The following is a 21,497-nucleotide window of genomic DNA, read 5'->3' as shown; positions in this document are numbered from 1 at the left end:
CTTATTGCGCATCAATATATGCGGTCATCAGGTTAAATACAGCGTCAATGTCCAGATCTGAACTATCGATAATGTAAGCACCTTCAGCCGGCTTAAGCGGCGCAACGGTTCTTTCCATATCACGCTTATCACGTGCTTGGATATTAGATAAAATGTCGCTCATTTTAACATTTTGCCCCATAGCCTGCAACTGCTTTACACGTCGCTCAGCACGAGACTCAGCAGAAGCCGTCAAATATATTTTCGCTTGGGCTTCTGGAAAGATTGAAGTCGCCATATCACGGCCATCGGCAACAAGACCTGGTGCTTGTGCAAATGCACGTTGTCTTTCGAATAATGCCTGTCTTAATTCAGGTACAACTGCAACCTTGGATGCAAACTCTCCAACTTTTTCCGTGCGAATTTCATCCGTTACATCATACCCGTTAAGTAAAATTTTTGTTTTTAAATGATCACTAACAAATTGAATATCGAGATGAGTCGCTATTTCTACGCATTTGACCAACACATCTCGATTGTGAATTGAATCAATTAAATTCAGCTGATGTAATGACAATCCCAACAAACGATACAAGGCGCCAGAATCCAGTAAATGAAACTGGTAATGCTGTGCCAATTTTGCTGCCAAAGTTCCTTTGCCTGAACCGCTTGGTCCATCGATCGTGATAATTTGAATTGTCATTACTTTACCAACTTCGCCTTAAAGGCGTTTTGCTAATTTCTTAAAACCAAGTGTAATAGCAAGTTTGAGTTGTGCAAGAATTAATTTGCTCACAAATGGTGCTCTTGCCTGTAATTCGATCGTGTATGTGACTAAAGTTTTAGCTGTTGAAAGCTCTTTAAATTCAATAATTCCAAGATGATGTTTGATTAATGGATTCTTGATAAGTTTGTATTCAATACGCTTATTTGGCTCTAGTACAGTAATTTCTTCTTGAATTGGCTTTATTGGGCCTAATCCCATTTTTCGTACTGATCCAATCCCATCAGGACGACTCGGATCAGCTGCATCTTTAATGCGTACAACCTGAATCGGTGCAAATACATCATTATAAGTCGCATGTTTTGACAAAACTTCAAATACACGATCTATAGGCTGGTTAAATTCTTGTTTAACTTGGATTGAATTCATTTTTTATTCCTTTTCATTGATTCCGCTTCATACTGACAATACATTATGTCAATTTTTCCACAATCAACAATAGCAATCATTCCTGATTATTTTCTATTTTTTGTCGTACACGCTGTTGTTTTTTTTGTTCACGTCTGAATTTAAAAAATTCTGAAAGCTGATGAGCACACGCTGATTGCATGCAGCCCCCTTCAAATTCAAATATATGGTTGTAATAACCTTGATTATTTAATAACTGTCGCGCACTGACCAGAGAACCCGCTTTCGGCTCTAAAGTACCAAATACAACACGGTGAACTCGAGCATGAATTAAAGCCCCCACACACATCGTGCATGGCTCAAGGGTTACATAAAGGGTTGCATCTTCTGGTAGACGATAGTTCTGAATTTGATTACATGCTTGGCGAAGTGCGACCACTTCTGCATGAGCAGTTGGATCATGACTCAGGATGGGTTGATTATATCCTTCACCAATCACTTTTCCCTGACTCACAATGACAGCTCCAACAGGGATTTCTCCCAATTGAGCTGCGAATGCAGCCTGCTCATAGGCACGCTGCATCCATTTTAGATCTTCAGTATCAAATTGGATTTCAGTCAAAATTAGATAATACCGTACTGTTTTAACAAGTTATTCCAGCTCTCGATATTTGTAACTGGTGGGTGCGCACCTAAAATTCCTTTTAAGGACATAGACTCTGCAGGTGTCCATTCAGGAGATAAATCTTTATCCACTAAACGCGCACGCACGCCCTCAACAAAATCAGGATGTCTAATTTTCCAATCAGAAATTTGAGTTTCAAGTTCAAATACTTCTTGCCAAGGATGAACTTGACGCCCCCATTGCCATAACAACCAAGTAATCGCAGCCGTACTCGGTGAGCCTTTTGCCAGATTTTCACTGGCTTGTCTTAGCCAATCACTTCGTGCATCACTTAACCCGATGATTGCTTCGTAGTCATTTTCAAAGTTTGCACCGCGACAGACACTGTGAATCACATCTAACGAGATTTGCAGTGGCCCTGGAGAAACTGGTCGATGCAAACTATTTAAAGTGTCATCTAATGCCCTAAAATCGCCAGCAGGATAATGATCCCAATCGATATTGATCAACTTTTGTAAAACAACATCACGCTGAGCATCACAAATATGAGTCGCCCAACCGATACCATAAGCTCCTGCCGCAGTCATGATCGATCCAGTTAAACCTGTAAATAGACCAATTGGACCACGATCTGCCAAGAAACGACTAGCACCAACATCTGGATATAAACCAATATTCACTTCTGGCATTGCAAGACGCGAATAAGGTGTAACCAGTCTGAATGGTGCAGCCATAAATAAGCCAAGCCCACCACCCATCACATAACCTTCACCCCAAACGACTATCGGCTTAGCGTAGTTATGCAACAAAAGATCTAGCGCGTATTCTTGTTCAAAAAATTTATTTGCCGCATCAACTTCATTATTGATGACCAACTGACGGAGTTTGCGCACATCCCCACCGGCACAAAAAGCTTTAGGTGTTGTTGAATCAAACCAGATCGCTTTAACGGCATCATCATGATGAAACTTTTCAAAAACAGCCAATAAAGCCGTCACAATAGATTCATCAAGTGCATGTAAAGATTTTGGACGATTTAATCGAACCACTCTCCATCCATTCTGTGCTTCTTCAACAATTAAGTCAGGATGATATTGATTCGTCTCAGGAGATATTGTCATGCTTCCAGCTGCCATTTAATTGGCTCAATGCCATTTTGTTTAAGATAATTATTTGTTTTTGAAAAAACTTTACACCCAAAAAAACCACCTCGGTTTGCTGCCAACGGTGATGGATGTGCTGCTTTTAAGACCAAATGCTTATTTTGGTCAATTCGTTGACCTTTCTTATGCGCGTACGCACCCCAAAGAATGAAAACGATCTTTTCACGTTGCTCATTTAGAACATCTATCGCAGCATCAGTGAAATCTTCCCAACCTTTCTTTTGGTGTGAAGTCGGCTGGCCCGCTTCAACAGTCAATACACTGTTCAGCAACAAGACACCCTCTTCAGCCCATTGGGTTAAATCACCATGCTTGGCAGGCGCTATTCCAAGGTCAGTGCTGAGTTCGTGATAGATATTACGCAAAGACGGCGGTAATGCAACACCCTTTTGCACTGAAAAACTCAATCCATGTGCTTGATTTGGACCGTGATAAGGATCTTGACCGAGAATCACGACCTTTACACGATCTAAGGGTGTGGTGTTGAAGGCATTAAAAATAAGAGAATTAGGTGGGTATATCACCTTATTCGCCTGTAATTCAGATTTGAGAAAAGCTTTCAGCTGATCCATTTTATCGCTGAGCAAAAACTCTGCTAAAGCATACTTCCAACTATCCTCTAACCGAACTTGATTCAGTTGACTTAATTCTTGTTCGGTGAGTTGCATTGTGTTCATCCCTAAATCAATCACAGCTTTAAAGTTTTACTTGTAAATCTACACTTGGGTTCTTAAAAGTTAAGCCTTGTTTCAATTGTTCGTACATTTTAGGATCAGACCATTCATTTTGAATTTGTTCTGAGAATACGATTTGATCAAGCGCCAATAAGCCCATCTGTTCATTTACGATATCTTCAGCAAAACTTTGCGCATAGCCTGTGTCAGTTTCATGCACGATCACTGAATAGACTTCAACATCACCTTCACCATTTTGCGTGACAGTTGATTTCAGTACTTGTTCTGCCAAATAAAAGAAAATTCGAGAAAATTGTTCAGCAGAAGGTGAAACGGGTAATGAAACCCAACGCGCACTAAAAGTTTTACATGCTTGAATATATTCAGCTGAATCTTCTTGCCAAAAACAAATCGCATGATCAAAACTATCATAAAGTTCTTTGATCACACCTTTCAGCAAACCAAAATCATAGACCATTTGACCATGGTCTAGCTTTGAGGCTCTCAATAATAATTCGACTTTATAGCTATGACCATGAATTGAACGCTTACAGCGGTCTGATGTGCAATTTCGCACAATATGCGCGTTTTCAAACTTAAATAATTTTCGAATTAACATATGTCAGAGCAATAAAAAATCATGGGTTAAAATGATTATAGTGCATATTCACACAACTCATCATTAATTTTAACGTTTTAAGCAATTGGCAAAACGTATTAAAAACAAAAAAAATAAAAAGCCATCATTCAATTTGTTTAAATTAATAGTTTAGCAATTTAATCAATTGGTTTGAAGAGGTGCCAAACTTCTTGAGAAGACATAAACCTTATCTTCATCACGCATCAGATAACTCGAAAAATATCGCTTTCGATCAGATAGCATGATTTCAATATCTGCTCGATAGAATGCAGATTTAACATCAAAATTATTTTTTGCTGTGCTTTTTGCTTCTTCACTTAACTGACTTAGAGTGTTGAGTTCCCAGAGCTGATCTACGGACTCAAAAAACTCACCATTGGCTTTTTTCTGATCCAAATCACGCTGCACATTTTGCACATCCAAACTTGGGTCTATAGCAGCAATAATCATCGCTGGTGCTGTATTAATATTAATTTTAATTTCTTTTAAAGGAATCGCTGTAACATAAGGTTTTATCAATAAAAACTTATCACCTTCAAATCCTCGCACTTGCTTCAACTCTTCAACGCTATGAAAAGGACCATTCGCTGGCAAATAAGGACGCGTTAAACTTAAATAATAATTACTCTCTGCCCCCATCGCACCAATCGTCAAATCATCTTGATCTTGCCAATCAATTACCGCTTCATTCAATTCTTCTGGCAAACCAAGCTTTGTTAATAATCCCTTAAAGTAATTCACCGCATTATCATTCGGCACGCCATCATCTTTGACCAAACTGTTTAAATTAAACTTACCCGTTTCATCAACAATTCGCCCTGCGACATAACCACCATCAATTGGAAATGGTGGCATCGGTTGAGCCCAAGTTTCTTGAAGATTATCTGATTTTGAATTGGACTTAGCATCTTGAACCAATAATTCTGAGAAAAAAGCTTCAGCACTTTTTGCATAATACAGTGCTTGGTTTTGACGAATCACATAAGCCGTATTTTCACTGGTATTGTATTGACGATGGGCAATCGTCGCAGCAATGATAGTTGCCAAAGCGACTAACATTAAAATCGTAATCAGGGCGATTCCTTTTTGCTGCTTCATGCATTTTCCTAATGATTAACTAGATGCCGGTTTTAAATAGTCAGTATTAAGCAAACTAAAAATCCACTCGAATTCAACATCTTGTTGTTTAAATCTAATTCGCATACCTTTAGGCAATAGCCGAGCAACACCATCTTGAGCATCATTACTATTAGAACTTATTGTTGATGCTTCCGGCCACGAATTCAATTCATTCGGGTTTAAAATCGTGATTTGAAACTCATCCACATTCTCTAGGATCGTACTGGATAAAGGTTGGGTTGTTTGAAGAACATTCAGATTGGGATACTTTAAACGATAAACTTTTCGATCTTGTGCATTATAACGATATTCTATTCTCTCAAATGGAGACAAACCCTGTTTCAGCGGATCAGTGACCCCTGCCTTACTAAATTGTAAAGACTGATCATCCAGTAAAAATGCAGGTTGGATTTGTCCTGCGATATTTGCAGTCAGCGGTACAATTTGCAAAGCATCTCTTTGCATTTGTAAATAACTATCTTGCAAACTGAGAAGCTGCTGCTCATGCACCGCATTGCGATCTTTGACTTTATTTAAATAATCAAAAATTTTCCATCCTAAAGCAGACAATACTGCAAAGATGGCTATGGCAACCAAAAGCTCTACCAAGGTAAAACCTTGTTGTTTACTCTTGATCATGAGTTGGATTGCTCTCTGATAGGATAGTTATAAAACACCATGGTGGTGACACCTGATTCAACTTTACCTAAATCATTGTTATATAGACTCACTTGCACTTCTATTTTCTGAACATCTGGGCTAATAGTCGCTTCTGATTTTTTATCAATTTGCCAACTTAACCCTTGAGAGGTAATTTGCTTCGATTGAGTTCCCTCTAACCATTCACCACTAATTTGCATTGCAGCGACTTCATTTTGTGCGACGAATTGTGCTTTTGTTCGTAAAATTGCATTCGCAGTCGCCTGTGTGTACTGCATAGCTACCTTCGTCAATGACATTGCTGCTACAGCGAAAATAGCCAAAGCCACCACAACCTCAATCAAGGTAAATCCTTTAAGCGCCCGCATCGATTTTACCTAAGTAATCTATTTGAATAAGATCACCAATTGCTTTTTGTTCATAATACATTTGAATTGTGACAGGTTTAACCTCGCCATTGCCCAACCAAATTAATTTCGGTGCATTATTATTCATCAAGTCTGCATTAGTTGCATTTTCAAAACTATAGTCGCTACTTTCGATCTGAAATGAAACCTTAGCAGGTAGCTCTCTCGCAGAAAACTCTGGCATTTCAACCCAAGTGGAAGGTTGACGATTATTGTTCGATACAAGCGTCTGCTCAGGACGAGTTAAATCATTATATTTTTGAAATGTATAGCGAAACTGATCACCATTCCATTGTGGCATCAATGCAACCACTAACGATTGATCAACAGCCTCTCGTTGAATACGTTTTAAATCTAATATTAAAGCTTCTCTAGCTTGCATTGCCTTACGTTGATCAATCCCACCAATATTCATCACCACCAATGCCGCCATGATGCTGATGATCACAATGACCACCATCAATTCGATTAAAGTAAATCCGCCTTGACGGTGATCTAGAGATTGCATATTAGGCCACTGATTCTGTCAAATTAATCTGTTTAGGCATCATCAACGCTTGATCAATTAAAGCAACCCTTAACGTATCTCGACAGCCTAAATAGCGTTGATAGAAACTCGAGTTTAATATCGCAGCACCACCATGAGTAATCGACCAAATGGATGCTAAATAATCCCGAGAACTCATCTTACTTTGAATGGATGCTAGATGATTTTCTGTCATACGAATGATAATTCTGAGTCTACTTTTGCGAATCTGATACATTTCATTAAACAAATGATTAATACCTTGACCGGTTGTAGACAATCGCTCTTCAATTTGATGAAAGAGTACAGTACGTTCTGGATGATGCAAATGGTGCAACATAAAAAAAGCTAAATGTTCAGGAAATCCTTTTTCAGTATCTCGAACCATTTCTAATAACATGCGCTCATTACGAATAATGAGCAACATGTACAATTCATCTTTACTTTGGAAGTGCTTATAGAGTGTTCCTTTTGCCAAATCCAACTCAGCGGCCAATGCATCCAATGTCATGCCCGCTTCGCCGTTTTCCAAAAGAAGTTGTTCTGCGACCTGAAATATTAATGCTTCTCTCGCTCTAAACTGAGCCTGACGATCCATCTTCACTCTATAAACTCTCTTCTTTCTATTTTCCGTATTAAATTTTTACTGCATTCGTAGAAGATTCTCGAAATTTTGCGTTGTAATAAAGGCAATCTCCTCGACTGACTTATCATATACATCACTTAATGCTTTGGCTACATATGGGACATACTTTGGTTCATTAGACTTTCCTCTATATGGCATTGGTGCTAAATAAGGGCTATCAGTCTCAATTAATAGTCGATCTAATGGAACTTGCTTGGCCACATCACGTAAATCCTGAGCATTTTTAAACGATACTATTCCTGAAAATGAAATGTAATAACCGCAATCTAGAACCGCTTTTGCCGTATCCCAATCCTCAGTAAAACAATGCAAAATTCCGTGTGTCGACTTTTCAGCTCTTATAATATCTATCGTATCGTTTTTAGATGAGCGTGTGTGTACAACCACTGGCTTTTTCACCATCTGTGAAGCTTGAATATGTCGTGCAAAACATTCTTTTTGTTCTTTAACAAATTCAGTACTGTGATAATAATCTAGACCCGTTTCACCAATTGCCCAGACCTTATCTTTACTCGCCAATTCAACCAAAATTTCAAGAGTAGCACGCTGCATGACTGCTGGATCTTCACATGGATGCACCCCAACACTGTAGCCTACTCCTTCGTGTCGAGCTGCAATTTCTGACAGAATAATATGATCATCTAAATCAACCGATATCCCCATCATTTTTGTGACACCAGCATCAATCGCTTGCTGAATTGCTAAATCGATATTTCCCTCGTAAGGTTCAAGATTGAGCATGTTTAAATGACAGTGTGTATCTACAAACACAAGGACACCTTTTAATTTTTTAAGTCAGAGCCTACATTGTAAAGCTTGCGCGTGCTGTTGACATACTTCCAGCGAGTATTTTTTCTGCTTCCATTTTGTAATAGGCTCCTTTATCTCCAGTTAACTGCACTCCAAAACCTTGTGGTTTAATGCCCGATTGCTTATAGGAAATCCAAATCACCTTACCCGTAATTGGTATTTTTTGGGTTTGATTAGGAAGTGTTGCCAAGATAAAAATTTCTTCACCCATTTTGACTGGATGTTTGGTTGGAATAAATAATCCACCACCCTCAACAAAAGGCATATAACTGGATTGCAGAGTTTCGCGATCATTAATATTGACTTGTAATAAACCGCCCGGACGTGGCTGCATCTCTATCCCCTGTATTCAAACATGATTATTGAACATTCATTAATTTTATAAAAAGCTGATCAACAATTAAATTTGATTGAACATTCTGCTCAACCATTTGTTTTGCTTGATGCACATCATTATAAATATCAAATAATTGCTCTAATTGATATTGCTCAGCCAACAAACTAAAGTCTAAATCGCTATTTTTTACATTTTGTTCCATTTTATAGGCAACAAGATCAGCTAATAAGTACTCAAACATAACAATCAACTCGGAAAAGTTGAGTTGCTTATTCCATTTAGAGGCGTACTGCATTGGCATATTTTTTTGACTGACTAAATGATACCAATCATTTATAAACGCACTTCGCAGAGTTAACCATTCACTTGAGGCCAACTCAATAGCAGCTAAAGGCATACCATTCGAAAGGTTAAGCAACAGTGAGCTCAAAGTCTGCTGCTCTGCATTCAAATGTTCATTCAAATATGCATTGGCTTGATCATCAGTCAGCCGATCTAAGGCGTAATGTTGTAGGCGACTTCGTATAGTGGCTGGTAATTTTAAATAATGATCCGCCAAAAGAATAATCACAACACGCTCACCTGGTTCTTCAAGTGTTTTCAATAAAGCATTTGACGATGCGATATTGAGCGCTTCCGCCGGTTCAATCACAATAACCCGCCAACCATCGACGGTTTGTTGCACGAATGGCTGTAATTCACGAATTTTCTCAATTTTAATTTTAGCGTTTTGTTTCTTATTGTCCTCATCCGTCGTGACGTAAACATAATTTGGATGAGTATCTGATTTTAGCCACAAACAACTCGAACACTGACCACAAGGTTGATTTGGCTGCTTATCTAAACATAGCAGCCAAGTAACAAATTGCTGGGTAAAAGCTTCTTTACCACAGCCTTTTTTGCCATAAAAAAGTAATCCATGACCTACTTGAGGAAACCGCTGAGTCAGTGTGCTCCATACATTAAGTTGCCAAGGATAAACATGCTGAGTCTGAGTCATTGACTAATCTATACTATTGGAAATGAGAAATAGGCATTGCATTAAGACGGTCTAAATCTTGTTGCGTATCCACACCTGGTGGTAAGCTCACCTCTGCCACATCAATTGCGATTCGATGACCATTTTCTAAAACACGCAGTTGCTCAAGGCTTTCTAAAACCTCGAGATCTCCCTGATCCCATGTCACGTACTCTTGTAGCAACTTCACTCGATAGGCATATAAACCAAGATGTCGGTAGGCTTTTCGATGTAGTATCTGAGGTTGTTGCTTTGATCCATCACGATCATATGGAATGGTTGCACGACTGAAATAAAGCGCTTCATTGAACTTACTCATGACGACTTTGACAATACTATCGCGTTTAAACTCTTCTAATTCTTGGATCACTTCACACAAAGTGGACATTGAACATTCAGGCTTTTGCTCTAACAAAGAAGCAACCTGTTGGACTAACGAAGCAGGTAATAATGGTTCATCACCTTGCACATTTACAATAATATCTTCACTCGCCCAACCTTTGATTCGTGCGACTTCACTCAATCGGTCGGTTCCAGAAGGGTGTTCTGCACTGGTCAACACAACATCAATTTGTTCTGCCTTACAAAGATCAACAATTCTTTGATCATCAGTAGCAACACATAAATCATCAAACCCAGTCACTTTTCGTGCCTGATCTACCACACGTAAAATCATTTCACGCCCGTGTATTTTAAGTAGTGGTTTTCCAGGTAAACGCGAACTTGCAAAGCGAGCAGGTATTACAATATGTTTCATGGATATTCCTTATGTGTTTACGATACCGAGTTTTGCAAGCTGGTGATCCAGCAAATCATAACAAGCTGATGATAAAGCTGCTTCAACAGGAACCACCCAAATTTCACGACTAAATTCTGGATGTTGTTTTAACAAAGGGAGGAGTTTCACAGCATCTTTTTCAGTGGTGATGATTGGATTTGAATCTTCAAATTGTAAATCATCAATCTGATAATCATAATGATCAGGAAATTCATGACACTGAAAATGCTTTAAGCCCATACTTTCAAGGGTTTTATAAAACCGTTGCGGGAACCCAATACCAACGACCGCATAATAATTCAAATCAGTGGCAAAATATTCAACTTGATCTTCAACTGGATTTAACAAGTACGGCGCTGCAACTTGTAATTGCATATACAGATTTGAGCTTGGTTGTTCAGCATGCTCAATTACTGTACCCCTGCATAACCGTGCTACTGGCTCACGCAAAAAGCCTTCTGGCAACAGTTTCTGATTACCTAAACCACGATTGTTATCCAGCACAATCCATTCTAATTGACGATCAAGTGCCCAATGTTGCAAACCATCATCACTAATGATCAAATCAAGTTGATGCTGAGAGAGAAGTAACTCTATACTTTTCTGTCGTTGCCCACCTACGACCATCGGCACGCCAGTAGATTGCACAATTAAACAGGGCTCATCACCCACTTCATTTGGCTCAGAATCGAGATTCACGCTTGCAGGAAAAGGACCTTTGCCACCATAGCCTCGACTAATTACTCCAACTCGAATATTTTTTTGTTGAAGATATTTAACCAATTGAATTAATAACGGTGTTTTACCACTACCACCTACCGTTATATTGCCAATGACCATGACAGGAACTGGTGCAGTATAAATAGGTTTTATACCACGTTGATACAAGGCTTTGTTCAGGAAAAATCCTAATCGATAAAGCAATGACAGAGGTCGCAATACAATCAACCACTTGGATTGCTTATTCCAAGCGTTTTGAATGACCTGCGCAATAGACATAACTTATTCCTCAAAATTACGTTGATGCAGTTGGAAATATGCACCACGCAAATCGAGTAATTCCTGATGTGTTCCCTGCTCTAATATTCGACCTTTATCCATTACCACAATAAGATCTGCATTCTCAATCGTTGATAATCGATGTGCAATGACAATCGTTGTCCGATCCTGCATAGCTGCATCAAAAGCACGTTGAATGAAGTATTCAGACTCATTGTCTAATGCGCTTGTCGCTTCATCAAGAATTAAAATCGGAGCATTTTTTAAGATTGCGCGAGCAATTGCAATACGCTGTCTTTGTCCGCCAGATAAATTTAAACCTTGAGCACCTAATGGTGTGTCATAGCCTTGAGGCAGTGCCATAATAAAGTCATGGGCATAAGCAGCTTTCGCAGCAGCAATAACCTGCTCTTCCGAAGCATCTTGTAACTGACCATAAGCAATATTCTCACGAACAGTACGGTTAAACAGCACGACTTGCTGATTGACCATAGCCACTTGTGAGCGTAACGCTGTAACTTCAATATCTTGAATATCATGGCCGTCAAATTTGATTGACCCTGAACTTAATTCTTGAAAACGAACCAATAAGTTAACTAAAGAAGACTTGCCAGCCCCCGAACGCCCCACCAAAGCTACAGTCTGCCCAGCTTTTACATTTAAATTGAAATCATGGATGGCATGGAAACCATCGCTATATGTTAAATTTGCCTGATTAAATTCAATACTGCCTTTGAGTTGTGGTTTTAACTGCCCTTCATTTTTTTCTTCAGGCATATCCAATAATTCAAATACTGAATGTGCTGCAGCCATTCCTCGCTGTAATTTTTCATTGATATCGGTCAAAGCTTTAATTGGCTTACTCAACATACCGGCTGCAGTAATATACGCAACAAACTGACCTGCTGAAGTATCCTGTAATATCTCAGGTCTTAAAGCAATCCAAATCACAATACTTAAAGCGATCGCCATAATAAGTTGCACAACAGGACTATTTAATTGTTGTACTGCAACCATTTTTAAACCACGACGCAAGTTTTCGAGTGAGGTTTCTTTAAAACGAGTTTGCTCGTATGCCTGTCCACCAAACCCTTTAACAACCAGATTACCATTCACGGTTTCTTGCACTACATGGTTTACATCACCCATCGTATCTTGCACTTGAGTAGACAGCTTACGCATACGTTTAGCAGCTTTTCTAATCAACAAACCGATTAATGGCGCAAAAATCAAAATACATAAAGTCAAGCGCCAGTTGGAATAGAACAAATATCCTAACAGCGCAATGGTGATCAAACCTTGTTGTAATAAGGTTCTTAATGACTCCGTTGAGGCAGCAGTCAGCTGTTCAACGTTGTACATAATTTTGGCAGTAATATGACCACTAGTGTTATCTAAATAATATTGCGACGGCAATCGCATTAATTTAGCAAAAACTTCTTGGCGAATATTAAAAATTAGATTTCGAGAAATCACCGAAGTGTAGTATCCACCTAGAAATAGCCCCACTCCTCGTACAAACATCAAAACCACAACCAAAAATGGGAATAAGTTCGTGAAACTTCGATCCTGTTCTTGAATGGCATTGATAATATGCTCTAATAATTTCGCAACAGAAACTTCAGTCGCGGCATTCAGCACAAAACCAAATACAACAATCAATGCAATCGTCCAGTACTGTTTTAAGTAACTCAACAAACGCATATAAACTTTAAAATCTTGCTTCACTCACAACCTCTAATTGGTACGGTATCCTTAAACACCTAAACAGATTCAGCACGTATGCAATTTAATCATACATAATTCGAACATCGAATGCTAAAGTCTGCCCCACTCTAAAATCAATGACCTGATTGTATGGAATGATCAAAGTAAACCTTAGCTCAATTGGAGTATTGAGACCTAAATGACTTAAATCTCAAACTCATCTAAATAAATCACATTTACTGCTTTTAAATTAATTATTTTTCATCTAAACAGATATTTAGAATACCATCTAACTCATCAAGTGAATGATAATGAATCACAAGCTTACCTTTACCTTGCTTATTGTGATCAATTTTAACATCTGCACTGAAACGTTCAGAAAGACGCTGAGTCAGTTGCTCTAAATCAGCTGAAATTGATGGTTTTGGCTTATCCTGTTTTGGTGCATTAAAATCACGCACTAACTGTTCTGTTTGACGAACAGAAAGGTTTTTTTCAATGACAATTTTTGCAATTTCAATTTGGTCTTTTGCACGCAAAGTCAATATTGCACGCGCATGCCCCATATCTAATTGACCTTGTTGGATATGGTCTTTAATCGGATCCGCTAAGCTTAATAAGCGCAATAAATTACTTACTGTAGTACGTGCCTTGCCCACTGTTTCAGCAATTTCTTGGTGACTTAATCCAAACTCTTCATGAAAACGCTGCAATGCCATAGCTTGATCAATTGGATTTAAATCTTGGCGTTGAATGTTTTCAATTAATGCCAACGCAATTGCAACTTGATCTGACAAATCACGAACAATTGCAGGAACTTCATTTAGTCCAGCGATTTGAGCTGCTCGCCAACGGCGCTCCCCTGCAATAATTTCATATTGATGCACATCATCCTCAATTGGACGAATGACAATCGGCTGCATGATGCCATGCTTTTTAATAGAAGATGCTAATTCCTGAAGGTCTTCTTCATGAATAAAACGTCGCGGCTGATAATTACCACGTTTAAGAAGTTTGACATCTACTTGTTTGAGCTGACCATGATCTAATGACTGTGCTTCTAATTGTAATTTTTCTTTTTGAATAGAGCCCAATAACGCATCTAAGCCACGACCCTTTGCTAAGCCTCTTTTCTTCACGGTCATGCTTTACTTCCTTTTTTCACTTTGGTTTTTTTTAACATTTCAGCAGCAAGATTCAAATAAGCCACTGCACCCTTAGAACTTTTTTCAAAATAAATAATCGGTAACCCATGTGCTGGCGCTTCCGCTAAACGCACATTTCGAGGAATAACCGTTTCGTATAATTTTTTACCAAAATACTGCTCCAACTCATCCGACACATCACGTGTCAGTGCATTTCGAGCATCGTACATGGTACGCAATACACCAATGATTTCTAAATCAGGATTTAACGCTTGTTGAATACGATCAATCGTTTGTGTTAAATCTGCCAAGCCTTCCAAGGCATAATATTCACACTGCATTGGAATGATCACGCTTTTAACAGCAGCCAATGCATTTACCGTGATCAAACTTAAGCTTGGTGCACAATCCACAATGATGTAATCAAACTTATCTTCAATTTGTTGGATCGCATCACGCAGAATAAATTCACGACCGTCTTGCTCAGCAATGGCTAATTCAACACCTGCTAAATCACGATTGGAGCCAAGTACGCGATATCCAACTTCAGCTTTAGTGATGGCAGTTTCAATTGGCACTTCACCCAGTAAAACATCAGTTACTGAGTATAAGAGATCATTCTTTTGAATACCTGAACCCATAGTGGCATTGCCTTGAGAGTCCATATCAATCAACAATACTCGCTTTTTAAGCACTGCTAATGATGCAGCCAAATTTACAGCAGTCGTGGTTTTACCTACGCCACCTTTTTGGTTCGCAATAGCAATAATTTGAGCCATGGTAACCCCAATCCCTAGAATTTTTAAATTTGTTTAAGTAGCAATAAATGACGTTGTTCATCTAAACGAGGAACGTGAAGCTCAATAATTTCGCAACTCAACTCATCTTTATGGTTTTCAATTTCCTCAGCAGGAATTAAACCTTTCATAGAAGCAATAACACTGTTTTCATGCATAAAAGGACGAGAAGCAGTAATAAAATCTGTCAGTGAGGCGAAAGCACGACTGGTAATTACATCGAATTTACCCAGTTCATTAATACTCTCTTCATTCTCTACTCGAGTTTGAACTGCCACAACATTTTTTAGTTTTAGATCAGCAATAAACTGTTTGAGAAAACGAATTTTTTTTCCATTCGAATCCAGAAGCACACAGCTTCGCTCAGGTTGACATAGCGCGATGATCATCCCCGGCATCCCACCACCGGTACCGATATCAAGCAATCGCCCTTGAGGCAAGTCTTTCAAGATGCTGAGGCTATCCAATAAATGCTTAACTAACATTTCTTTAGGATCACGAATCGCGGTCAAGTTGTACGCCTTATTCCACAATACAAGCGCATCTTGATATTTTAATAATAAACTCAACGCCTCATCACTGAGTGATAAACCTAGTTTTTGACTACCTTGTTGTAACTCATGAAAAAAAGGATGCATAAACAGTAAACATCTCAATAAAATTAATCAAAGTATACCGTTTTATGCATCGTGGAACACTATTTAACGCTTAGTGAATACTCAGTTAGTTAAATTGTCCTTCTCGAATTTGCTGATCCAACTGCATCAACCTTTCTGGAGTACCCACATCCACCCACATTTCTGCCATTTTTGCAGCAGAAATTCTGTGGTTGTGCATAGCATCTTTAAGCAAAGGTGCTAAAGGACGCTTGCCCCATTCTAGACCTTGAAATAAACGAGGATGAATCACCGCAATACCACTATAAGTCAGATTTTCGCCCTCTTTTTCTTGCTCAAAAGTATAAGCACGACCATCTAATAGTGTGAAATCACCTTGAGGATGTTGTAGCGGATTTGGCACAAGTACCAAGTGTGCTAGATCTTCTTGTAAATCAAGCTCAAGCAACTGAGCAAAATCAAACTGAGTCCACACATCCCCATTGACGAGAATAAATGGTTCTTCACCCAACAACGGCAAAGCATTGATGATTCCACCAGCTGTTTCCAAACCCTCATCTTCACGCGTCCAGCGAATGTTCACACCAAACTGAGAACCATCGCCTAAAGCACCAATCAATTTGTCTGCCAGCCATGCCGAATTAATAATAATTTCACTAACACCAATCGACTTTAATTTTTCAATATGCCATACAATTAAAGGCTTTCCACCCACTTCCAACAGTGGCTTTGGTTTATAAAGCGTCAAGGGACGCATACGGTTACCCAGACCCGCTGCTAAAATCATGGCTTTCATGCAGCTACTACCTCATAGTGACCATACTTGGCTTCAAATGCATGAAGCACTTTATCTTCAACCCATTGAATAAATGGAGTGAGTTCAGCGTAAGGCTTCGACTCTTCGAGTAAATACCACATGACACGAGGCAAGTCTTTTAAATAGCCCGACTTTCCATCACGTTCAAACAATCGCACAAAAATACCTAAAATCTTTAAATGGCGTTGAATCGCCATGAAGTCAGCATCTTTAATAAAGCGCTCTAAATCACGATCAATTTTTGAATCATCTGGTAATAATTCATAGAAGGTTTTAAACCATTGTTTTACACGTGCTGGAGGCCATTGCACGTATGCATCACGTGTAATTGAAATCAAGTCGTAGGTATCCGCACCGATTACCGCATCTTGAAAATCAATTACACCTTGCTCTTGCTCATCACTTAACAGCATGAGATTACGACTGTGAAAGTCTCGATGAACAATCACTTGTGGTTGAGCTAAAGCCGCATTTGCCAATATCGCAAAAGTACGCTTAATCAAACCTTGTTCATCAGCATTTAATCGAATATTTAGTGATGGAAGCAACCAATCTGTGAATAACTCCATTTCACTGATTAATTTTTCGTAACTATATTCTGGAAACTGATCCACACCATGAATAGACTGTAATTGAATGAGTTGTTTAAAACTCTGTAAATAATGCTGATCTACCGTGTCATTGTTTAAATGGTTCGCTAAAAGCTCATCCCCAAAATCTTCAAGAAGCAACAACCCTTGCTCTAAATCCTTTGCAACAATATGTGGAACACGAACACCATGACGATCGAAGAATTCATCAATCGTCACAAAAGGTACACAATCTTCTTTTTCTGGAGGTGCATCCATTAACATAAATGATTTATTATTCAAGGTGATTCGCGCATAGCGACGGAAACTGGCATCGCCTGCTAAATATTTTATTTCGAACTGCTCTGATTGAAGTACAGATTGCACCCACGTATGTATCAATTGTTCACGTTGTGTATTCATTTGCTATAAATTCTAGTACAGGCTGAATATTTAAAGTGCTAAGTGTAGCCACTAATCCGTTTTTTCTCTATGATGCGACAATAATTAATTGCAATTTGCATACTTGGTTAATGATATAAATGAAGCATCAGTTTACTTTCAGCCCTTTGGCGACTGCTATTTTAACCTTATTGTGTGGTAGCACAGTCTCAAGTTATGCCGACTCTAAAGACAGTACAACTGAGGTGGACAATCAAGCACTTCAAACTGCAATTAAAGAAAGCTACCCTGGTCAGCGCTTCTTTGATCAATATTATGTCAATAAAAATTCAGCCGAAGCGCAACAACGTAGCACGTTCTCCCCAAGCTCGAAATTTTGTGCTCAAACTTGGTTGACACCAATCAGCCCTGATACTAAAGCAGTTGATCCTGAGCAAGCAACATCGATCATCACCGCTGATCGTGCATATTACAATCCAAATGGTGATTCAGAATTAGAAGGCAATGTCATCATCGATCAGCAAGGTCGTATGGTTCGTGCAGATAAGATTAAAATTGACAATACTCAGACCCATGCCAAAGCTTCTGGCAATGTACAGTTAGCACAAGCGGGTTTATTGGCTCAAAGTGATCAAATTGACTACAATTTAAAAACCCAAACGGGACGCCTCAATAACAGCTTTTATATTTCAGAAGCGACACATGGGCATGGTCGTGCAGAAAATATTGAGCGCACCTCACCCAATATTTTACTCCTTCAGAATGCAACTTATAGCACGTGTCCACCTGAGCAAAGCCCAACGTGGAAGATTCAAGCCAATTCGATTGAGTTAAATCAAGACACTGGGCGTGGCGTGACCAAAGGCACTAAACTATATATTAAAAACACACCAGTGCTGGCTGTGCCATATTTCAATTTCCCTATTGATGATCGTCGTACCACTGGCTTATTAAACCCAGGTTTTGGTTATACAAACGATGGTGGTTTAGAACTTGAAGCGCCAATTTATCTCAATTTAGCACCCAATTATGATGCAACTATAACCCCACGTTTCATTGGCGGTCGTGGATTCATGGCTGAAGGTGAGTTCAGGTATCTGACTGAACAATATGGTGGTGGCCGTATTTGGGGTGGTTATTTAGCACAAGATCGTAAATATGATGATGAAGATCGTAAAGATTTACACCTCTTGCACAATTGGAAAATCAATGACCAATGGACGACCAATTTAGAATACAACTATGTTTCTGATAAAGACTTCTTTGCCGATCTAGACAGCAACCCGAATACAAGAACAGAGTTAAACCAACGCCGCGCTTGGGATCTTAATTACGCCAATGGAATTCCAGGGTTGCGCGCGCAACTCAAAGTTGAAGACTTCCAGACGCTAGACCCTGATGTTGATGATGTTGATCGCCCCTATGCGCGACTACCGCAATTGCTCGTCAATTATATCACTGGCAACCCGCAAGGATTGGAATACGAATTTAATAACGATACAGCATATTTCCAAAAAGATATTAATGACTTAAATGCTTCAGACAACTCAAATATGGACACCATTTATCAACCAAGTGGTACACGTCTTTATAATGAGTTTTCTGCTCGATATAATTTCCGCAATCAGTGGTCATTCTTTATACCACAAGCATCAGTTCGCTCTATAAATACTTTCTTTGATCAAAATACGATTGATCGTATCACTGAAGAACAAAGAAAAAATACCAAAGACAATGCAGTTATAGTTCCAGAGTTTACTTTGGATGCAGGTCTTATCTTTGAAAAAGATGGAAAATTCTTACAAACCATCACACCACGTGCATTCTATGCTTATGCACCACACAGAAATCAAAACAGTTCACCGAACTTTGACTCAACCGCAGCGTCCCTGAATTACGATCAACTCTTTAATCCACGTCGCTTTTATGGCCACGACCGCCTAGAAGATAATAACTTCTTATCACTCGGGGTAAGTTACAGCCTCTTTGATACAATCGGATTAGAACGTTTACGTGCCAGCATCGGACAAAGTTACTATTTTGAAGACCGTAAGGTGACTTTGAATAATAGTCAAAATGACCCATTTAATACTGAGCGTCAAACTGGTCCTGTGATCAGCATTGCCAGCCAGCTTTCTCAGAACTTTACTGTGAATGCAAACTCAATGTGGATGTCTAACGGAGATAATGCTCAACGTGATCTACAAGTGTATTACACAGGTGATCAAGGTAACCTATACAACTTTGGTTATTTTAATCGTAAGCGACTTGAAGATCGTCAAGACCACTATGACCAAGTTACAGCATCCTTTATACAACCTGTGAAAGGTAATTGGAATTTGATGGGTCATATGCAATATGATCTAGACAACAGTGTTGCACGCGAGTACCTTTTAGGTATTAATTATGAGTCGTGCTGCTGGGGTGTTTCGGTCTATGGTCGCTCTTATTACAATGACTTAGATGATGTTAATGCACCAGATACCAAACAAAAACGTGCTGTAATGGCAGAGTTTACACTTAAAGGACTTGGTGGCTTAAACAGTAAGTTAAGCTCTTTACTGGAAAATCGAATCTTGGGTTTCGATAAAGTTAAACAAAATTGGACGAATTAATGAAGATGCAAAATTTAAAACAACTCTTTAAAGCTTCAGCATTAGCACTTGTTATTTCTGCATCAGTGTCAAGTTATGCAAACCCATCAGATCAAATCGTTGCTATTGTTGGCAAAAGTGCCATTTTAAAAAGTGATATTGCACAAGGTGTCGCTGAGCTACAACATCAGCTTAAAGCTCAAAAACAGGATGTACCACCACTTCAGGTACTTGAAAATCAAGCTCTGAATAAACTTATCATCCAAAATGCGCAACTTGAACAAGTAAAACGCTATGGCATTCAAGTTGATGAAAAAACTTTAAATGATGCTGTACTTAATGTTGCTCGCCAGTCGAACAGCAATAGCCTAGAAGACTTCCAGCAAAAGCTTGACCGTATGGCTCCAGGCACTTATGAAAACCTACGTGCTAAAGTCGCTGATGATCTTGCTATTCAGCGCTTACGTCAACAACAAGTGATGTCACGCATCAAAATCAGCGACCAAGATGTTGAAAACTTCCTCAAATCACCGGAAGGTCAAGCTGCTGTGGGTACTCAAGCTCACGTGATTCACTTCAGAATTTCTGGTGAAGCCTCTCAACAAGAACTCACTCAAGTCGCGCAACAAGTTCAAGATGCACTTCAAGCTTCGAATGATGTAGATGTGATACAGAAACAATTTTCTACATCTACAATTAAAGTTGAAGGTGCAGATATGGGCTCGCGCTCAATCGCAGATATTCCAGAAGAACTTGCATCGAGTATCGCTTTAGTTTCACCAGGCAATACTACTGATTTAATTCAGGCTCGAGATGGCATCCACTTGTTGAAACTCTTAGAGCGCAAGTCAAATGAGAAAAAGACAATTGTGCCACAATACCAAACTCGCCATATTCTGATTAAGACTTCTGAAGTGGTGAGCCCTGAAAATGCCAAACACACTATTGACAGTATCTATAGCCGTGTAAAGGCAGGTGATGATTTTGCAGTCCTTGCTGCAACTTATTCAAATGATCCGGGTTCTGCACGTGATGGTGGTAGCTTAGGTTGGGTTTCACCAGGTATGATGGTGCCAGAGTTTGATCAAAAAATGCAGACTGCGAAAATTGGCGAAGTCAGTGAACCTTTTGAAACACAGTTTGGTTGGCATATTTTGCAAGTTACTGATGCACGTCAGCAAGACATGACTCAGGAACAGCAAAAACGCATAGCGCGCCAAATTCTTGGTGACCGTCAATTTGATGCAGAGTTAGATGGCTGGTTAAGAGAGCTTCGCGCAAGTACATACGTTGAAATTAAACAACCCAACCAAAACTAATTTTTTCTTAATTGAGA

24 protein-coding genes are annotated in these 21,497 nt (G+C 39.2%); 2 read left to right on the top strand and 22 right to left on the bottom strand.

The window, feature by feature from the left end:
* Nucleotide 1: 1 nt before the first annotated feature.
* From cmk to AC1M9E_RS05695, 22 genes are all read right to left on the bottom strand, one after another.
* A complete protein-coding gene (gene cmk, locus AC1M9E_RS05800) occupies nt 2–682 on the bottom strand; it encodes a (d)CMP kinase (protein WP_481606967.1) in 681 nt (226 codons plus the stop codon).
* An 18-nt stretch (nt 683–700) separates the two neighbouring features.
* The gene (locus AC1M9E_RS05795) at nt 701–1,132 is read right to left on the bottom strand and encodes an SRPBCC family protein (protein ID WP_481606968.1); all 432 of its coding nucleotides are present in this window, start codon (nt 1,130–1,132) and stop codon (nt 701–703) included.
* A gap of 76 nt (nt 1,133–1,208) precedes the next feature.
* Nucleotides 1,209–1,733, bottom strand: coding sequence for a tRNA adenosine(34) deaminase TadA (gene tadA, locus AC1M9E_RS05790; RefSeq protein ID WP_035264563.1), 525 nt, complete (start codon nt 1,731–1,733; stop codon nt 1,209–1,211).
* Nucleotides 1,734–1,735: 2 nt separating this feature from the next.
* Complete coding sequence (locus tag AC1M9E_RS05785) at nt 1,736–2,857, bottom strand: enoyl-CoA hydratase/isomerase family protein (RefSeq protein WP_481606969.1); 1,122 nt, start codon at nt 2,855–2,857, stop codon at nt 1,736–1,738.
* Nucleotides 2,854–3,567, bottom strand: coding sequence for a uracil-DNA glycosylase (gene ung, locus AC1M9E_RS05780; protein ID WP_488225122.1), 714 nt, complete (start codon nt 3,565–3,567; stop codon nt 2,854–2,856). Before ung ends, AC1M9E_RS05785 begins: the two co-directional genes overlap by 4 nt.
* Before the next feature lie 28 nt (nt 3,568–3,595).
* Nucleotides 3,596–4,192 (bottom strand): 6-pyruvoyl trahydropterin synthase family protein, encoded by a 597-nt coding sequence (locus AC1M9E_RS05775; RefSeq protein WP_481588348.1) that lies wholly within the window; start codon nt 4,190–4,192, stop codon nt 3,596–3,598.
* Nucleotides 4,193–4,354: 162 nt separating this feature from the next.
* Nucleotides 4,355–5,311, bottom strand: coding sequence for a type II secretion system minor pseudopilin GspK (gene gspK / locus AC1M9E_RS05770; RefSeq protein WP_481591151.1), 957 nt, complete (start codon nt 5,309–5,311; stop codon nt 4,355–4,357).
* A gap of 15 nt (nt 5,312–5,326) precedes the next feature.
* A complete protein-coding gene (gspJ, locus tag AC1M9E_RS05765; protein ID WP_481606971.1) occupies nt 5,327–5,971 on the bottom strand; it encodes a type II secretion system minor pseudopilin GspJ in 645 nt (214 codons plus the stop codon).
* A complete protein-coding gene (gene gspI, locus AC1M9E_RS05760; protein WP_481588351.1) occupies nt 5,968–6,360 on the bottom strand; it encodes a type II secretion system minor pseudopilin GspI in 393 nt (130 codons plus the stop codon). The genes gspJ and gspI overlap by 4 nt, the downstream gene beginning before the upstream one ends.
* Nucleotides 6,347–6,907, bottom strand: a complete 561-nt coding sequence (locus tag AC1M9E_RS05755) for a pilus assembly FimT family protein (protein ID WP_481606972.1) — start codon at nt 6,905–6,907, stop codon at nt 6,347–6,349. Before AC1M9E_RS05755 ends, gspI begins: the two co-directional genes overlap by 14 nt.
* A gap of 1 nt (nt 6,908) precedes the next feature.
* The gene (locus AC1M9E_RS05750; RefSeq protein ID WP_035264575.1) at nt 6,909–7,523 is read right to left on the bottom strand and encodes a TetR/AcrR family transcriptional regulator; all 615 of its coding nucleotides are present in this window, start codon (nt 7,521–7,523) and stop codon (nt 6,909–6,911) included.
* A 45-nt stretch (nt 7,524–7,568) separates the two neighbouring features.
* Entirely contained in the window at nt 7,569–8,342 is a 774-nt protein-coding gene (locus tag AC1M9E_RS05745; RefSeq protein ID WP_481606973.1) for a TatD family hydrolase, read from the bottom strand.
* A 31-nt stretch (nt 8,343–8,373) separates the two neighbouring features.
* Complete coding sequence (locus AC1M9E_RS05740) at nt 8,374–8,715, bottom strand: PilZ domain-containing protein (protein ID WP_481606974.1); 342 nt, start codon at nt 8,713–8,715, stop codon at nt 8,374–8,376.
* Nucleotides 8,716–8,740: 25 nt separating this feature from the next.
* A complete protein-coding gene (locus tag AC1M9E_RS05735; protein ID WP_481591156.1) occupies nt 8,741–9,718 on the bottom strand; it encodes a DNA polymerase III subunit delta' in 978 nt (325 codons plus the stop codon).
* Nucleotides 9,719–9,731: 13 nt separating this feature from the next.
* Nucleotides 9,732–10,493 carry a 3-deoxy-manno-octulosonate cytidylyltransferase gene (kdsB, locus tag AC1M9E_RS05730; protein WP_481591157.1) on the bottom strand — a complete coding sequence of 254 codons (762 nt, stop codon included), beginning with the start codon at nt 10,491–10,493 and terminating at the stop codon, nt 9,732–9,734.
* Nucleotides 10,494–10,502: 9 nt separating this feature from the next.
* Entirely contained in the window at nt 10,503–11,513 is a 1,011-nt protein-coding gene (lpxK, locus tag AC1M9E_RS05725; RefSeq protein ID WP_481606976.1) for a tetraacyldisaccharide 4'-kinase, read from the bottom strand.
* A 3-nt stretch (nt 11,514–11,516) separates the two neighbouring features.
* Nucleotides 11,517–13,241, bottom strand: coding sequence for a lipid A export permease/ATP-binding protein MsbA (msbA, locus tag AC1M9E_RS05720; protein WP_488225121.1), 1,725 nt, complete (start codon nt 13,239–13,241; stop codon nt 11,517–11,519).
* A gap of 233 nt (nt 13,242–13,474) precedes the next feature.
* Nucleotides 13,475–14,365 carry a ParB/RepB/Spo0J family partition protein gene (locus tag AC1M9E_RS05715; protein WP_035264597.1) on the bottom strand — a complete coding sequence of 297 codons (891 nt, stop codon included), beginning with the start codon at nt 14,363–14,365 and terminating at the stop codon, nt 13,475–13,477.
* A complete protein-coding gene (locus AC1M9E_RS05710; protein ID WP_035264598.1) occupies nt 14,362–15,144 on the bottom strand; it encodes a ParA family protein in 783 nt (260 codons plus the stop codon). The genes AC1M9E_RS05715 and AC1M9E_RS05710 overlap by 4 nt, the downstream gene beginning before the upstream one ends.
* A 23-nt stretch (nt 15,145–15,167) precedes the next feature.
* Nucleotides 15,168–15,800 (bottom strand): 16S rRNA (guanine(527)-N(7))-methyltransferase RsmG, encoded by a 633-nt coding sequence (gene rsmG, locus AC1M9E_RS05705; RefSeq protein WP_481606977.1) that lies wholly within the window; start codon nt 15,798–15,800, stop codon nt 15,168–15,170.
* An 85-nt stretch (nt 15,801–15,885) separates the two neighbouring features.
* Nucleotides 15,886–16,575: an N-acetylmuramate alpha-1-phosphate uridylyltransferase MurU gene (gene murU, locus AC1M9E_RS05700; protein WP_481588357.1), complete on the bottom strand. Its 690-nt coding sequence runs from the start codon at nt 16,573–16,575 to the stop codon at nt 15,886–15,888.
* On the bottom strand, nt 16,572–17,588 hold the full coding sequence (locus AC1M9E_RS05695) for an aminoglycoside phosphotransferase family protein (protein WP_481606978.1): 1,017 nt from the start codon (nt 17,586–17,588) through the stop codon (nt 16,572–16,574). The genes murU and AC1M9E_RS05695 overlap by 4 nt, the downstream gene beginning before the upstream one ends.
* A gap of 119 nt (nt 17,589–17,707) precedes the next feature.
* On the opposite strand from AC1M9E_RS05695, the gene AC1M9E_RS05690 reads away from it, so the two are divergent.
* Together AC1M9E_RS05690 and AC1M9E_RS05685 are read left to right on the top strand one after the other, a co-directional pair.
* Nucleotides 17,708–20,182, top strand: a complete 2,475-nt coding sequence (locus AC1M9E_RS05690; RefSeq protein ID WP_481606979.1) for an LPS-assembly protein LptD — start codon at nt 17,708–17,710, stop codon at nt 20,180–20,182.
* Entirely contained in the window at nt 20,182–21,480 is a 1,299-nt protein-coding gene (locus AC1M9E_RS05685; RefSeq protein WP_481606980.1) for a peptidylprolyl isomerase, read from the top strand. Before AC1M9E_RS05690 ends, AC1M9E_RS05685 begins: the two co-directional genes overlap by 1 nt.
* Nucleotides 21,481–21,497 lie beyond the last annotated feature (17 nt).

The organism is Acinetobacter sp. 24-47-47, assembly GCF_057737035.1.
Note: the sequence above shows the minus strand (reverse complement) of the source record. Positions and strands in the feature narration are given on the sequence as shown.